Origin of the sequence: Kitasatospora sp. NPDC050463 (genome assembly GCF_040655255.1) — a bacterium.
Lineage (GTDB): Bacteria > Actinomycetota > Actinomycetes > Streptomycetales > Streptomycetaceae > Kitasatospora.
In genome coordinates this window covers 114,622-129,426 of sequence record NZ_JBFAJO010000003.1, presented here as the reverse complement: position 1 = coordinate 129,426, position 14,805 = coordinate 114,622, and the positions used below count along the sequence as shown (strand labels likewise).

The window sequence follows — 14,805 nt, the reverse complement described above, 5'->3', positions numbered from 1 at the left end:
AACGCGATGAAAGTTCTGGTCACCGGCGGAGCCGGGTTCATCGGCTCGCACTTCGTGGACCGCCTGCTGCGTAGGGACGACGTGGAGCACGTGACGGTGCTCGACGCACTCACCTACGCGGGCAACCTCGCCAACCTGGAACTCACCCGGGGCACGGGCCGCTGCGAGTTCGTGCACGGCAACATCCTCGACGCCCACCTGGCCGGTGGACTCGTCGCCCGGCACGACGCCGTGGTCCACTTCGCGGCCGAGTCGCACGTCGACCGCTCGCTCCTGGACGCCGGCCGGTTCATCGCGACCAACGTGCACGGTACCCAGACCCTGCTGGAGGCCGCCCGCCGGGCAGGGGTGTCCCGGTTCGTCCACGTCTCCACCGACGAGGTGTACGGGTCGCTGGGGACCGGGGCCGCGACCGAGGACTGGCCGCTCGCCCCGAGCATCCCGTACGCCGCCTCGAAGGCCGCGGGCGACCTGGTCGCCCGCTCGTACTTCGAGACGTACGGCGTGCCGGTGTGCATCACCCGCTCGTCGAACAACTACGGGCCGCGCCAGTACCCGGAGAAGGTGATCCCGCGGTTCGTCAGCAGCCTTCTGCAGGGCCGTCCGGTGACCGTGCACGGCGACGGCGGCCACCAGCGGAACTGGCTGCACGTCGAGGACAACTGCGCCGGCATCGAACTCGTCCTCGACCAGGGCGTGCCGGGCGAGGTCTACAACATCGGCGGCGGCCACGACCTCACCACCAACCAGCTCGCCACCCTGCTGCTCGGCATCCTCGGCGCCGACCGCTCCATGCTGCAGCACGTGCCGGACCGCACCGCCAACGACCGCAGGTACGCGATGGACTGGTCGAAGATCGCCCACCTCGGCTACCGGCCCACCCATGACCTCGAACCCGGCCTGGCGGCCACCGTCGCCTGGTACCGCGCCAACCCCGGCTTCTGGCAGCACGCCGCCCCGCTCCCCGCCGAACTCACCGCGGCCGGGGTGTGACCGCCATGACTGCCACCGACACCGCGGCGGCCGGCAGGGGCGAGGGGCGGCGGATCGTCGTCACCGGGGTCGGCGCCAACCCCGGCTTCGACCTCGCCCGCAGCCTCCAGCACCTGGGCCACCACGTCATCGCCACCGACGCCCAGCCCCTCGCCCCGGGCCTGCTCCTGCCTGACGTCACCGCCCGCGTCACACCGCGCGCCGACGACCCCCGATACGGCGCGGCCCTGCTCCAGCTGTGCCGGGACACCGAGGCCGACGCCCTGATCGTCGGCATCGAACCCGACCTGCCGCCCGTCCTGCGCGCCCGCCGCACGCTGGCCGCCGCTGGCGTCCGCGTGTGGCTGCCCACCGCCGAGTCGGTGAACTCCTGCCTCGACAAGGCCGCCTTCCACCGCGTGTTGACGAAGCACCGGGTGCCGACCCCGCGCAGCTGGCTGCCCGGCCAGCTCTACCAGATCCCCGACGGCACCGAACTGGTGGTCAAGCCGCGAGGCGGCCACGGCGCGCAGCACGTGCACTTCCCCGCCACCCCCGAGCAGGCCCGGGTGCTGTGCGAGCTGGTCCCCGAACCGCTCGTCCAGGAGCGCATCCACGGCGAGGAGTTCACCGCGGACTGCCTCGTCGACCGGGCCGGACAGGCGTCGGTGGTGCTGCGCCGCCGGAGCCTGGTGAAGGCCGGGCTGGCGGCCGTCGCGGTCACCTTCCACGACGAGCGGGTGGCCGAGCAGGTCCGCCGCACCCTGGTGGCCGTCGGCGCGGTGGGGCTGAGCTGCGTGCAGGGCTTCATCACCGACCGCAGTCCGGAGCCGGTGGTCATCACCGAGGTCAACGTCCGGGTGGCCGGCGGGTTCGCGCTCGCCGAGGCCGCCGGCGCGGACCTGGTCGAACAGGCCGTCAACGGTCTCTTCGGCCGGCCCGTCGACCACGACCGCCTCGCCTACCGGGACGACGTGTTCCTCACCAAGTACACCGAGACGCTGACCGTCGGCGACGTCTCCACCCTCCGAGCCCTCCAGGAGCAGCTGTGACCCTCGCACCCACCGCCCCCGCCCGGCCCGGCGTCGAGCGCAACGCCACCCCCTACCTGTACGGGACCGAACTCGGCCTGATCGCCGAGGTCCTGGCGAGCGGCCAGTACGGGCACAGCGACGTCACCGAGACCTTCGAGCGGCAGGTCGCCGACTTCCTCGGCGTGCAAGAGGTGGTGGCCGTGTCCTCCGGGACGGCGGCCCTGCACGCCGCGCTGGTCGCCGCCGGCGTCGGCTCGGGCGACGAGGTGCTGGTGCCGTCGATGACGTTCTGCGCCTCCGTGCAGGCGATCCTCGCCACCGGAGCCGAGCCCCGTTTCGTGGACATCGACCCGCACACGATGTGCACCACCCCCGACCTCGTGCAGGAGGCGCTGACCGACCGCACCACCGCGGTGATGCCCGTCCTCTTCGGCGGCCGGGCCATCGACCTCGCCCCGATCGCCGACCTGCTCGACCAGCGCAAGATCGCCATCGTGGAGGACGCCGCCCACGCCTTCGGCTCCCACGACCGCAACGGCCGCCCCGTCGGGGCGAGCGGGCACCTGACCTGCTTCTCCTTCGGCCCGATCAAGAACCTCACTTGCGGCCAGGGCGGCGCCGTCGTCCCCCGCAACCCCGAGGACGCCGACCGGCTGCGGACCCTGCGGCTGCTCGGCATGGTGGAATCCGCCGCCACCCGCGCCGCCTCCACCACCTACCAGGTCACCGGCACAGGCTTCCGCTACCCGCTGTCCGCCCTGAACGCCGCGATCGGCACCGCGCAACTCGCCCACTTCGAGGAGGCTACCGCCGTGCGTCGCACGCTGTGGCGCACCTACCGCGACGCGCTGGCCGGCCTGCCCGACATCGAGCTGGTCGACGTCGACGTGGATCGCTCCGTCCCGCACCTGTGCGTCGTCAAGGTCCCCGACCGTGACCGGGTCTGGGCCGAGATGCGCCGCGTGGGCATCGGCGTCGGCGTCCACTACCCGCCCAACCACCTCCAGCCCGCCTTCGAGCGCTGGGCCCGGCTGCTGCCGGCCACCGAACACCTCGCCGGGCAGATCCTGACCCTGCCCTTCCACCAGCACCTCACCGAGGATGGTGTCCACCGCACCGTCGCCGCGCTGCGCCGGGCCCTGACCACCGGAGACGCCCGATGACCGGTCCCGCCGCGCCCCGGTGCATCCTCGTTGTCTGCCTCGGCAACTACTGCCGCAGCCCGCTGGCGGGGCGCATCCTCGCCGACCTCGGCGGCGACGCAGTCGACGTCCGCTCCGCCGGGCTGATCGACAAATGGACCCAGGCCCACCCCGAGATGACCGCCGCCGCTTCCGCCCTCGGCTACGACCTCACCGAGCACCGCCCCCAGCAGGTCACCCGGGACCTGATCGACTGGGCCGACCTCGTCCTCGCCATGGACCACTCCGTCCTGGAACAGCTCCACGGCATCGCCGGGCTCGACACCGCCACCGAGATCCGCCTGTACCTCGACCACGACCGCGACGTCCCCGACCCGATGGGTCGCCCCGCCGCCGAGTTCGCCGCCTGCGCCCTGCTCATCGAAGCGGGAGCCGCACCCCACCTGCGCTGACCGCACGCCCGACGGCCTCGGTGCCTGCCCCGTTCATCGGGCGGGCACCGAGGCCGGCACCATTCAGCGCCCAGCGGCTGCCTTCAGCACCACGTCGACCAGGCGCTCGGCAGCATCCGGGCGGCCGTGCTCGCGAGAGCGCGCCGCCATCGCCCCGCGCAGCGCCGGATCGGCGAGCAGCGGAGCCAGCGCCTCCCGTAGGGCATCTGCTGTGACGTCGCCGATCAGAGCGACGGCCGCGCCTGCGTCTTGGAGGTGGACGGCGTTGTGGGCCTGCTCGTTGCCCGCCGAGGTCGGCAGCGGGACGAACACCGCGGCCTTGCCGAGCGCGGTCAGCTCCGCGAGCGTCCCCGCGCCGCTGCGGCTGACCACCACGTCCGCCAGAGCGAGCACGTCCGGCAACTCCGCGCCCATGTAGCCGGTCAGCAGGTAGCGGGCGGCCAGGTGCGGCGGCAGCGCCTCGGCGGGCCCGCGCAGTGCCATCTCGTTCGCGGGGCCACACTGCTGGATCACGTTGGCGTGCTCCAGCAGCCACGGCAGGACCGCTGAAACCAGGGTGTTGATCTGCACCGAGCCCTGCGCACCCCCGGTGACGTACACCGTCGGCAGGGCCCGGTCGAAGCCGTCCAGGCCGAGGGCGGTTACCGCCTTGTCGGCGTGCCCGGTGAGCACCGCCGGGCGCACCGGGTTGCCGGTCACCACCGCGGTGCGGCGCGCGGAGTCCGGCAGCAGCGGCAGGGTGGACTCCGAGGAGACCGCGACCCGGGTCGCCGCGCGGGCCAGGACCTTGTTCGCAAGCCCGAGGCGCACCGTCTGCTCGTGCACCACCAGTGGCACCCCGCAGGAGCGCGCCGCCAGCCCGACCGGCACCGCCACGTACCCGCCCGTCGCCAGCACCACGTCCGGCCGGAACTCCGTGATCAGCGACCGGGCCTGCGCCGCGCCCAGCGGCACCCGGCCCATGTCCCGCACGTTCGCCGGGGAGATCATCTTGAGCGGGTTGGAGGAGCGCCGGACCTTGCCGGTGGCGACCGGCGCGAACCGGATGCCCTCCGCCGGAGCGACCCGGGCCTCCAGTCCGGCGGCCGTGCCGATCCACAGCACCTCCACCGTCCGCCCCCGCCCAGCCAGCCGCTCCTGCAGCGCCTGCACTGCCGTCAGCGCCGGGTAGGTGTGCCCGCCGGTCCCGCCGCCAGTCACGACCAACCGCAGCGGTCCAGCCTGCTCGTTGAGCCCCATGCCCGTCTCCCATCGACCATCGCGTCACACATGCTGACTGAAGACCACTCAGCCTACGGTGGAACGGACACTGTCCGTCGCGGCCCGGTTCCAAGGCGTACCGCCCTGTTGGGTCCGAGAGCCGCACCGTCGTCACCCGGACCACGCCGCGTACGCCCACCTCAACACCGCTGGCAGTAGACGCAGGAGGAACGGGCTGCGCGCACTTTCGTTCTGTGTGATCAAGGTCGCTCGGCGTTGGCTTCACTTGCGGACGGTTCGCGGCTATGGTCCGTCGTCCCTCCGGTCGGGACAGGCCCGCCGAGGAACGAGGAGGTTCTCCTGCGCGTCCACCGCAGCCCGCACCCGACCCGCTTCGTGATCATCCCGAACGCTCTGGCACAGAACCGCGCGATCTCCTACACCGCGAAGGGTCTGTTCGTCGACCTGATCTCGCGGCCGGAGGAATGGCGGGAGACCTGCCGGCAGATGGCGGACTCCAGCCCGCAGGGCCGGAAGTCGGTTGAGGACGCGCTCGACGAGCTCCGGGCGTGGGGGTACTACCGGGTGGACGTGGTGCGGCTGCCGAACGGCCGACTTCGCTCCGAGGCGCACCTTTTTGACGTGCCGCAGCGGCCGACGCCGCCGGGTGCCGATATACCGGCGTCCGGTGAGCCGGAGTGCGGTGATCCTGGCGTCCTTCTTGGAAAGAACCTGGTGAAAGAACCCTCCCTCCCCGTCGTGGCTGAGGCGCAGGCCGAGGACCTGAGCGGATCACGGGCTCAGGAGGAGCCGGGAGGGCAGGAGGACGAGCCCGGCTCCCGAACCGCTACCAGCGGGGTGGAGCCTGACGAGGACACCCAGGAGGCGGCTGCGCTCCTCCTTTGGGCGGTCCGGCCCGAGCGCAGACTGCCGCTCGGCGACGCCGAGGCGGCGGCGCTCGCGCCGCTGGTGCGGGCGTGGCTTGACCGAGGCGGCTCCGAGGAGGAGCTTCGCGAGGCGCTGCTGGCTGGTCTGCCCAGCGTGATCTACTCGCCCGCCAAGGTGCTGCAGAGCCGCCTCGAGCGCAAGATGCCGCCGCCGCAGCGCCTGGACTCGCCGCCGTCGCGCCGCCGACGTCTCGCTGAGTGCCAGGAGTGCCGGGATCCGCTGTCGGAACTGGGCCTTTGCCCGGCGTGCTCGGGAACTCGCCGCCAGAGCGCTCCGGACGAGGCGCGGGCACGGGTGACGGCCAGGGGGCTGGCCAAGGTCCGGGCCGCGATGGCCACCGGAGCGGGCGAGGCCGCGTAGGCCCAGCTGTCGGGCCGTCAGCAGACCGGTGACCCGCGCGACCTGGGCGAACACTTGCGGCCCCGTGTGGGGCCGGTGTGGCGCGGGGGCGGGGGCGGGGGCGGGGAGATCGTCCCGCCCCCGCACACGCGCGAACCTAGAGCTTGACCGGCAGGGCGACGAGGCCGCGGACCAGCCGCGACTGCCGCCAGACGAGCTGGTCGGTCGGGACGGCCAGCCGCAGGCCGGGAAACTGCTGCAGGAGGACCGTGAGGACGATCTCGACCTCCGCACTGGCCAGCGGTGCGCCGAGGCAGCGGTGGATTCCGTGGCCGAAGGCGAGGTGGCTGGCGGCGTTCGGGCGGTCGAGGTCGAGCCGGTCGGGGGCGGGGAACTTCTCGGGGTCGCGGTTGGCAGCGCCGGGGCAGACGAAGACCGGGCTTCCGGCAGCTACCGGGGTTCCGGCGAGGTCCACCTCGTCGGGAGCCCAGCGCCACGTGGCGATGCTGACCGGGGAGTCGTACCGGAGCAGCTCGTCGACGGCGCCGGCGATGCAGTGCGCGCTGGTACGCAGGTGCTCCAGTTCGGCAGGGTGCTGCAGCAGGGCCAGCACGGAGTTGCCGATCGCCGCGGTGGTGGTCTCGTGGCCGGCGACCAGGAGGAGGACGGCGAGCGAGAGCAGCTCGTCCTCGCTCAGCCGGTCCTCGTCCTGGTCGTGGACGGCGATCAGGTCGGACAGCAGCGAGCGGTCCGGGTGGGCGCGCTTGTCCGTGATCAGCTCGGCCATGTAGCCGGCCAGGGCGTGGGAGGCCGCATCGATGCGGGTGTGGTCGCCGGTGGCGAACAGGTCGGTCGACCAGGTGCGGATCGCGGCCCTGTCGGCCGTGGGCACGCCCAGGAGCTGGCAGATGACGGTGACGGGCAGCGGGCCGGCCAGGTCTTCGACGAGGTCGACCTCGGTTCCGGGCTCCCACAGCCCGACCAACTGCTCGGCCAGGGCCCGGATGTAGGGGCGGAGCCCGTCGACCCTGCCCGGGGTGAAGGCTTTGGTGACCAGCCTCCGCAGCCGGGTGTGCTCGGGCGGGTCGACGGTCAGCATGGTGCGGGCGACGGCCGGGTGGAGCGAGCGGGTGGAGGGCTTGTCCGCGAAGTAGGCGCCGGCGTCCTTGGACAGCTGGGCGCCGAACGCCTGCCGGGCCTCCTCGTAGCCGGTGACGACGGTCGCGGTGGAGGCGCCGCCGTCCAGCGACGCCTGCAGGACCGGGGCGGTCGCGCGCAGGCGCGAGTAGGTGGGGTAGCGGTCGGCGTAGAACGCCGGGTCGGCGAAGGGTGAGGATGCCATGGTCGATTCCTATGCCGCGGCTGGGGCCGCTTGCCGCTGGACGGCGACGGCGGTGCGGACGATGTCGCTGGTCGCGTACTGCTGGGAGACCGAGCGTAGCCAGAGCGCCTCGGCGCGGAGGTCTCCCGCGCGGGCGGACTCCCCGGTTGCCTGGGGAGCAGGGTCGTCCTGCTCCCGGGCCCCGGTGCGAGCCGCTTCGATTGCCGCAGCGACGATGGCCGCTTCGACGATGGCGGCGCCGGTCTCGGTGCCGCCCTGCCCTCGGCGTTCGACAGCGCCGGTGGCCATGCGCTCGACGGTGCGGGAGCGGTGGTTGTCCAGGTCGAGGATTCCGTCGCAGACCTCCACCACCCGGCGGTGCAGGACGACGTCCGGGTCGGTCTCGATGACGACGGCACGCAGGACGACCTGCGGGCGGACCGCGGTCAGGTCCGTCCACAGCGGCAGGAGGTCCTGGGCGGTCCTGCGCTCCCACCGACGCCGCAGCATCTTGGCGGCCGGCCACAGCAGGGCCGGGACCGTGAGGCCGGCGGTGATCAGTAGCACGCCCAGCAGCGGTGCGGTGAACGAGAACGCACAGCGGTAGGGCGTGACGAGCGTGGTGCAGCGGGGGCCGCCGGGGAACAGCTCGATCCCGGCGATGGACGCGCCGGCGTTGACGACCTTGTAGGCCAGGTAGAGCAGGACGAAGAAGCAGCCGATCGCCGCTCCACGAAGCCCAGCACGGTGGACCAGCCAGGGCGACTGGCCACTGCGGCGCCAGGTCTGGGCGAGGCAGTCGTACGTGGCGTGCCCCATCACCAGCACGTAGGCGAGGGTGTAGACGTGGAGGAGGACGGGGGCCTGGCCCCAGTGGGTGTTCGTGAAGTCGCTGCTCCAACGGCGGTCCGCGGGGACCGAGAAGAAGGCAACTGCCATCACAGCGACCGCGATGCTGAGGAAGGCGACTCGGGGACGGAGGCGTCTGCGGGCCTCGGGCTTGTCGAAGTTGAGGGACATGAGCCAGGAGACGACGCTGACGCTCGCGACGAGCATCAGCACGTTGCTGACCAGCTTCGCCAGGTCACGGGTGATGCCATCCGCGGCGTCCTGCACGCCAGGGTGGAACCCCACGATGGCGACCGCCCAGGCCAGCAGCATCGTGACCGTGCTGCCGGAATGCGCCGGCCGTGCTTGGCCGTCCCGGCGCGGGCGAATCCAGTACAGGGCGGCTGCCACAAGCAGCGCAGGGAGCCCGAGGGTAACGAGGCGAATCATGGCTGGCGGTTCTTTCGGGGTCAGGTGAACATCGCGTTCCACCGCTCATTGGCGGCGGTGGGACGCTTTGCGGGCATCACGGTGGCGCGGTACATCCGCTGGACGATGAGGCTGGCCATCAGCTCGGCCTCCTGCTCGTCCTGCTCCTCGTAGGACGTGCGGGCGGAAATGCCGAGGACAGACCAGTCGATCATGTCGGCCAATTCCTCGTCCGAGGGGATATCGGCATAACGGATCGAGCCCTTGTGTCCACAGAGGATATGGGCTAGCTCATGGCAGATGATGTGGCTTCGGTGAAGCGGTGACGTGTTTATCTCGAAGGAGATGACCTCGCGGTCCGAATACCTTTCACGAAGGCCGCAGGCGAAATTCCCCTTCATGTCGCGCGCTTCGACGTAGATCGGGCGGCCGATCAGCGTGGAGACTGCCTGGACCAGCTCCTCTTCGCTGAAGCGATAAGGCAGGAGCGGGAGAAGGCCGCTGAGGCGGTCCTCGCAGGCCGCGTGCACAATCCCCTCCTGAAATGATCTTGGGTGGGTCCGTGCTCATGGCGACGGCCTGCACCGTGGTCGTGATGGAGGCAATCGTATGCATATCCAAGAAGATCGTTCTTATAATGATCTTCGCTCGACAGTGGGGGGCCAAGTGGACCCCTGCGACTTTGTTTCAGGTCGTGACAGAAAGTGCCGGTGTGCATGATGCAGCGACTTGGGATGCGCGAGATCATGGGACCGGATCAGATGACGAGGCGTTAGTTCATCACCGAAAGTGAGCAACGTGCCCACGTCAAACGCCCTCGTGATCTGCGTCTCAATCTCGCATTCGCCCCCATTTCGCCCGCACTCCGAGTGGCATGCCCCGAAAGTCGAAATGCGCACAGACTCGCCGGTGCGAGTCTATGCGCATAGATGAGGTTGAAAAATAAAGGGCCCAGCGGGCCCGCCCGGGATGCTCAGGGCGTGCCGGGCTCTTCGGGATCCAGCCCCTGGGACTTGCGCGCCACGGTGATCATGTCGGCGACCAGCTTCCGGTTCGTCGGGGTCAGGTCCTTGCTGCGCAGGGCGATCGACTCGATGCCGGCGTCCCGCATGGCGTTGTGGAGGTCGCGGTCGACCAGCACCTCATCCAGCGGCGTCTCGGTCACCCAGATGTCCGGCGGCACGTCGAAGAACTTCGCGACCGCGACGAGGGTGTTGATCTTGGGGTTGTCGTTGGAACCGGACTTCATCTGCTTGAGGGTGCTCTCGCTGATGCCCGTGCCCTTGGCGACCTCGGGGATCGTGTACGGCCCGCGACCGTCGGGGTGGCGGTTGTCGAGCAGGTAGTTGAAGACGGCGGCGATCCGCGCAACACCCTCTCTGGCGGCGTCGGTCATCGGTGCTCCCTCGTGTCAGATCGTCCCACGCGGACACTTTAGTGCCCGATGGTGCCCGAGTGCACATCTCAATCGACGATTAACTGTCCCCATGGCCGCTCTTTTGGTGTACGTTGATCGCACCCGGTGGGCAGTTAACTGTCGATTGCCTGGTCAGAGGGTGTTTGGCTTCGCCCTGGACGAGGTGAGCGGCAGAGGGAAACGGCAGCGGATCGCCGCCCGGACCGAGTCCACGGGCCGTCCTCGGCGGGCGTAGGGGAGATTGCAGCTCCCTGATGCCCACCCGCCGAGGGCGCGGATCACGTCCGAAGCAGCTCGGCCAGCCTGTTCCACCATGCGGCCGGTCTGCTCCACCTGCCCAGGAGTCTCCCATGCCCATCCTCGCGGGTACAGCCGGGTCGCCGACGCGACCTGCCGCCACCGAGATCGCCACCGCCCCGCCCGCCTTCGTCGAGATCCTCGCTGGCCTCCTCGAGCCGCGCGCCGCCGTCGTACGCCTGGACGCGGGAGCGAACGGCTTCCCCCGCACCGCCGGCGCGTTCGACGCCCAGGGCCACGCGGTGGCCCAGCCGCTCGCCTACCGGCAGGCCGCCGCCCGGTGGATCGTCCAGTGCTTCCCCGGCCTGGACCCTGACCACGCCCACGAGCTCGACCTCGCAACCGGGCGCCTGACGGCAGTGGCTGTCACCGACACGGCCGCCATGGCCGTCTGATCCGGGAAGCCCCGACACCGCTCGACCGCCACCGGCCCGCAGGCCCGCCGCCGCCGCGTTCGCCGGCCGATCAGCCCTGCCCCGGCCCGCGCCGAGAGAGCCCGCCGCTGCCCGTCCGAGCGAGGCCAGCCCTTGCCGGTGACACCGCAGCACCTCCTCCGCGCGAAGCCGCCCGCACCCGCCGCCGCGCCCCCACAGCCCGGGGCGCTGGCCGCCATGCCCAGCGAGGACCACCGTGCCCAGCACCGCCCTGTCCGACCGCGCCGCCCAGGCGCGCACCGCGGAGAGGGAGACGAGCGCCTCCGGCCTGCTCGTTCCCGATCCCGCCCAGTGGATATCGACCACCACCGGCCGCATCGCCCCGGACACCTACACGTGGCTGCAGGCCGTCCACTGGGCGTCCGACACCCAGGCCCACGCCCCGGCCCGCGCCCACGGCCCGCGCTTCGGCCGCACCACGATCCGTATCGCCCAGCTGCTCGCCCAGCTCACCCCGTGCAGACCTGGCGTCGGCTACCTCGTGCGGATGCTGAAGGTCTCCGAGCGCACCGTGCAGTACCACTTGTCCATCCTCCGGGAGTCCGGCCTGCTCAGCTACGCCACCAAGGGCAGCCGCGTGCGCCAGGTGGGCGGCCGGGCCAGCGAGTTCGTCCGTACCATCCCGGCGAAGTTCGACGAGGCCATCGGCCTGCGGACCGCCGACTCCGAGAGCTACATCCGCAAGGTCGTCGGCGTCGCCTCCGACGAAGGCCGCCGCACCCTCGCACAGCTGGGCACAAAGGCCCGCCGAGCCGTCCGCCGAACCAAGCGACGCCGCCCCGGAAAGGCCGGCAACACCTCGTCGTCGACCTCCCCTCGTTGCACCCCAATGGGGGTCGGTGCTGTCACGTCTTCTCCTGCAGCACTTACCAACAATCCCTCTGAGAACGACGTCGCGAACGGGAACGACCAGCAGCACCAGGGGGAACGGAAGGGCCGTCGGCGGCTGAACCAGGTCGGTCGCCGCCACCAGCTCGGCCTCGAACTCGTCCGCCAGGTCCCGTGGCTCAGCGGCAGCCCGGTGCCACGGGTCGCCTGGGCAGTGCGCCACCTCGCTGACGCCGGGTGGACCGCCCACCAGGTCATCGCCGTACTCGCCCAGCGGACCCCGGCCACCCGGATCCACCGGCCGGTCGGCTTCCTGACCGCCCGCCTGGTCGGAGCCGAGCTGCTGTACGACACCCAGGCCAAGCGCGAGGCGATCGTCGCCTGGTGGCGCGACTCCCCGCAGGCCGCCCGCGACCGCCACACCGAGTGGGCCGGCACCTGGCAGGCGCCGCGCAGCTCCACGGTCCGGAACCTCGTGCGCAACGCCTGGTCGAGAGCACGCGAGACCGCCCGCCCGCCGGTCGCTGTCCTCGACGACCAGCCCACCACCGGGGAGCACCGCGAAGCCCGCACCACGGCCTGGCGCCAGTACCTCAGCGGCAGACCCTCCCTGGTCACCTCCGCCCTGGCCATCGCCGGGCGCGCGCAGGCCGAGCAGATCTACGGCCGCGACCTCGTTGAGCGGGTCCTCCGCCTCCGCTCCACCACCAGCCACCTCCGAACAGGAACAGCGCGATGAACGACACCCAGCCCGCCACCGGTATCGACCTCGCCCGCCTCGCCCTCCGCCGCGCCCGGGCCGATGCCGCCAAGCGCTCCGAGACCGTGGTGAAGACGAAGACCACCGGCCGGACGACCGCCCCCCGCCGCGGCCGGACCGACCCGGTGGGCCTCGCAGCCGCCCTCTCCGACCTGATGGTCCAGCACGCCTGGGAGGCACCGCTCGCAGGCGGCGGCCTGCTCGACCTCTGGCCGGCCGCCGTCGGCGGACTCGCCACCCACGTCACCGCGGTGAGCTTCGACCACCAGACCGGCCGCCTCGACGTCCGCGCCGACTCCCCGGCCTACGCGACCCACGTCCGCACCCTCGCCCCGGCGCTCGTTGCAACGCTCAACCAGGCACGCGGAGAAACGATCCTGCGCAGCATCCGGGTGCTGGGCACCCACCGAGCCCAGGCCACAGCCGCCCGACCGGTCGCCCGCACCGAAGCCCCCGCACCGGAGCCCCGGATCAAGACCCGGGAGGACGCCTCGCCCGGCTACCTGCGGGCCCTGGCCCAGCTCCAGGCCAGCCGCCCGAGCGCGCCCGCGGACTCCAGGACGAGCCCGGCCGTCGACCGCCGGATCAGATCGCTCGCCAGAGGCCCGGAGACGGCACCCCGTCTCTCCGGCCCCAGCCCGCGCTAGCCACCGACAGGTGGGCGCGACCTCTCCCGGTCGCGCCGGCCCGTCCTCGAACCTCCGCGCCCCGACCGCGGACCCACCCGGAGACCCAACCCCGTGTCCACCATCACCTCGATCGCCACCCGCCGCCGCGACAACACCTGGGTGCAGCGCGCCGCCTGCGCCGGCACCGCCGCCCCTGACCGCTTCTACCCCCTGCCCGACCAGGCCGACGAGACCCGGGCCGCCAAGGCCCTGTGCAGCGGCTGCCCCGTCAGCGACGAGTGCCTCACCGAAGCGCTGGAGACCAACGATCGCCACGGGATCCGCGGCGGACTCATCGAGAGCGAGCGGATCGTGCTGCACCGCCTCAGCGCCGTCGGCCGCTGGGAGGAGGACCGCGTCGTCGCCGCGCTCAACGGCCGCTCGGTCCACCTCTCCCGGCAGGAGAAGCACTCCGTGTGCGTCGTCGCCGCCATCCTCGACCTCGACCTGCGGATCTGGGCGCCGGTGCTCGGCATCGGCCGCAAGCGAGCCCTCACCCGCGTGCGCGAAGCCCGCGCCCAGCTCGACGCGCAGCCCTTCCTGCTGCGGCGCGAGCAGCGCATCGCCGCCGCGTTCACCCCGGCGACCACGGCGGTGGCGGCGTGAGCGAGACCACCGGGCCGAACCGGATGTCCCCATGGGACAAAGCGGCGATCGGCATCATGGGCACGGTCGGCGGAACCCTGAGCTACGACGCCTTGCAGCAGATGGCTGTGGCCATGCACGTCCGCCCCGAGCTGTCGTATCTCTTCCCGGTCGCCATCGACGGGTTCATCGCCTACGGCGTGCGGGCGCTGGTCGTGCTGCGGGAAGCGCCGCTTCGGGCCCGCGCCTACACCTGGTCGGTGTTCGGCGGCGCTACGGCCACCAGCGTCTGGGCCAACTGGACCCACGCCGTCCGCCTGAACGAGACGGTGGCCGGCCAGGGATTCCACCTGAGCAACGCCGCGGTCGGCGCACTCAGCACCATCGCTCCACTGGTCCTCGGCGGCGCCACCCACCTGTACATCGTCATGTCCCGGCATACCTCCCCCTCCGCGCAGCCCAGCCCGGCTGACGAGCAGACCGAGGAGAACGGGACGGCTCGGACCGACCGGACCGACTCCGACGAGCCGACCACGGTCCGGTCCTGGTTGCGAACCCGCTTCCGCCGCAACCGTTCCGCCGCCCAAGACCTTGACCACACCCGGGCCCTTGCCGAACAACCGCGGCTCCGCCTAGTCGGTGCTCCCGTGCCGGGTCCGTCCGGTTCGGTGCCCGCGTCTGGTCCGTCCGGTCCGGTGCCCGTGTCGGGCTCGTCCGGTTCGGTGCCCGCGTCTGGTCCGTCCGGTCCGGTCTCCGTGCCGGGCTCGTCCGGTTCGGTGCCCGCGTCTGGTCCGTCCGGTCCGGTCTCCGTGCCGGGTCCGTCTGGTCCGTCCGGTTCGGTGCCCGTGCCGGGTCCGTCCGGTTCGGTGCCCGTGCCGGGTCCGTCCGGTCCGGTCTCCGTGCCGGGTCCGTCCGGTTCGGTGCCCGTGCCGGGTCCGTCCGGTCCGGTGCCCGGTCCGGTGCCCGTGCCGGGTCCGTCCGGTCCGGTCTCCGTGCCGGGTCCGTCCGGTCCGGTGCCCGGTCCGGTGCCCGTGCCGGGTCCGTCCGGTCCGGTGCCCGGTCCGGTGCCCGTGCCGGGTCCGTCCGGTCCGGTGCCCGGTCCGGTGCCCGTGCCGGGTCCGTCCGGTCCGGTGCCCGGTCCGGTGCCCGTG

The 14,805-nt window shown here is 72.0% G+C and carries 15 protein-coding genes; 10 read left to right on the top strand and 5 right to left on the bottom strand.

All coding sequences use genetic code 11. The features are described from left to right. Positions 1–6 precede the first annotated feature (6 nt). Genes rfbB through AB0J08_RS03380 form a run of 4 tightly spaced genes read left to right on the top strand, consistent with a single transcriptional unit; the run spans position 7 to position 3,600 of the window. Positions 7–993 (top strand): dTDP-glucose 4,6-dehydratase, encoded by a 987-nt coding sequence (gene rfbB, locus AB0J08_RS03395; RefSeq protein ID WP_360626116.1) that lies wholly within the window; start codon positions 7–9, stop codon positions 991–993. A 5-nt stretch (positions 994–998) separates the two neighbouring features. Further along, positions 999–2,024: an ATP-grasp domain-containing protein gene (locus AB0J08_RS03390; RefSeq protein WP_360626113.1), complete on the top strand. Its 1,026-nt coding sequence runs from the start codon at positions 999–1,001 to the stop codon at positions 2,022–2,024. Further along, positions 2,021–3,169 (top strand): DegT/DnrJ/EryC1/StrS family aminotransferase, encoded by a 1,149-nt coding sequence (locus tag AB0J08_RS03385; protein ID WP_360626110.1) that lies wholly within the window; start codon positions 2,021–2,023, stop codon positions 3,167–3,169. Before AB0J08_RS03390 ends, AB0J08_RS03385 begins: the two co-directional genes overlap by 4 nt. Next, the gene (locus AB0J08_RS03380) at positions 3,166–3,600 is read left to right on the top strand and encodes a low molecular weight phosphotyrosine protein phosphatase (RefSeq protein ID WP_360626107.1); all 435 of its coding nucleotides are present in this window, start codon (positions 3,166–3,168) and stop codon (positions 3,598–3,600) included. The genes AB0J08_RS03385 and AB0J08_RS03380 overlap by 4 nt, the downstream gene beginning before the upstream one ends. A 63-nt stretch (positions 3,601–3,663) precedes the next feature. Here AB0J08_RS03380 and AB0J08_RS03375 read toward each other — a convergent pair whose 3' ends face one another. Next, positions 3,664–4,839: a UDP-N-acetylglucosamine--N-acetylmuramyl-(pentapeptide) pyrophosphoryl-undecaprenol N-acetylglucosamine transferase gene (locus AB0J08_RS03375; protein WP_360626104.1), complete on the bottom strand. Its 1,176-nt coding sequence runs from the start codon at positions 4,837–4,839 to the stop codon at positions 3,664–3,666. A gap of 357 nt (positions 4,840–5,196) precedes the next feature. Here AB0J08_RS03375 and AB0J08_RS03370 point away from each other — a divergent pair, with 357 nt between their 5' ends. Beyond that, the gene (locus AB0J08_RS03370; protein WP_360626101.1) at positions 5,197–6,108 is read left to right on the top strand and encodes a hypothetical protein; all 912 of its coding nucleotides are present in this window, start codon (positions 5,197–5,199) and stop codon (positions 6,106–6,108) included. A 136-nt stretch (positions 6,109–6,244) separates the two neighbouring features. On the opposite strand, the gene AB0J08_RS03365 is transcribed toward AB0J08_RS03370, so the two are convergent. The 4 genes from AB0J08_RS03365 to AB0J08_RS03350 all read right to left on the bottom strand — a co-directional run bounded on the left by AB0J08_RS03365 (position 6,245) and on the right by AB0J08_RS03350 (position 10,061). After that, positions 6,245–7,429, bottom strand: a complete 1,185-nt coding sequence (locus AB0J08_RS03365; RefSeq protein ID WP_360626098.1) for a cytochrome P450 — start codon at positions 7,427–7,429, stop codon at positions 6,245–6,247. 9 nt (positions 7,430–7,438) lie between these two features. Continuing rightward, positions 7,439–8,686 carry an MAB_1171c family putative transporter gene (locus AB0J08_RS03360; RefSeq protein ID WP_360626095.1) on the bottom strand — a complete coding sequence of 416 codons (1,248 nt, stop codon included), beginning with the start codon at positions 8,684–8,686 and terminating at the stop codon, positions 7,439–7,441. 20 nt (positions 8,687–8,706) lie between these two features. Further along, positions 8,707–9,195: a regulator component gene (locus AB0J08_RS03355; RefSeq protein ID WP_360626092.1), complete on the bottom strand. Its 489-nt coding sequence runs from the start codon at positions 9,193–9,195 to the stop codon at positions 8,707–8,709. 443 nt (positions 9,196–9,638) lie between these two features. Further along, complete coding sequence (locus AB0J08_RS03350; RefSeq protein WP_360626089.1) at positions 9,639–10,061, bottom strand: helix-turn-helix transcriptional regulator; 423 nt, start codon at positions 10,059–10,061, stop codon at positions 9,639–9,641. A 371-nt stretch (positions 10,062–10,432) separates the two neighbouring features. On the opposite strand from AB0J08_RS03350, the gene AB0J08_RS03345 reads away from it, so the two are divergent. From AB0J08_RS03345 to AB0J08_RS03325, 5 genes are all read left to right on the top strand, one after another. Further along, the gene (locus AB0J08_RS03345) at positions 10,433–10,774 is read left to right on the top strand and encodes a hypothetical protein (protein WP_360626086.1); all 342 of its coding nucleotides are present in this window, start codon (positions 10,433–10,435) and stop codon (positions 10,772–10,774) included. Between the two features lie 235 nt (positions 10,775–11,009). Beyond that, positions 11,010–12,380 (top strand): helix-turn-helix domain-containing protein, encoded by a 1,371-nt coding sequence (locus AB0J08_RS03340; protein ID WP_360626083.1) that lies wholly within the window; start codon positions 11,010–11,012, stop codon positions 12,378–12,380. Then, positions 12,377–13,048 (top strand): DUF721 domain-containing protein, encoded by a 672-nt coding sequence (locus AB0J08_RS03335; protein WP_360626080.1) that lies wholly within the window; start codon positions 12,377–12,379, stop codon positions 13,046–13,048. The genes AB0J08_RS03340 and AB0J08_RS03335 overlap by 4 nt, the downstream gene beginning before the upstream one ends. A gap of 93 nt (positions 13,049–13,141) precedes the next feature. Further along, on the top strand, positions 13,142–13,675 hold the full coding sequence (locus AB0J08_RS03330; protein WP_360626077.1) for a WhiB family transcriptional regulator: 534 nt from the start codon (positions 13,142–13,144) through the stop codon (positions 13,673–13,675). Between the two features lie 23 nt (positions 13,676–13,698). Then, positions 13,699–14,805, top strand: a 1,107-nt coding sequence (locus AB0J08_RS03325; protein WP_360626385.1) for a DUF2637 domain-containing protein, incomplete at its 3' end; no start/stop codon positions are given.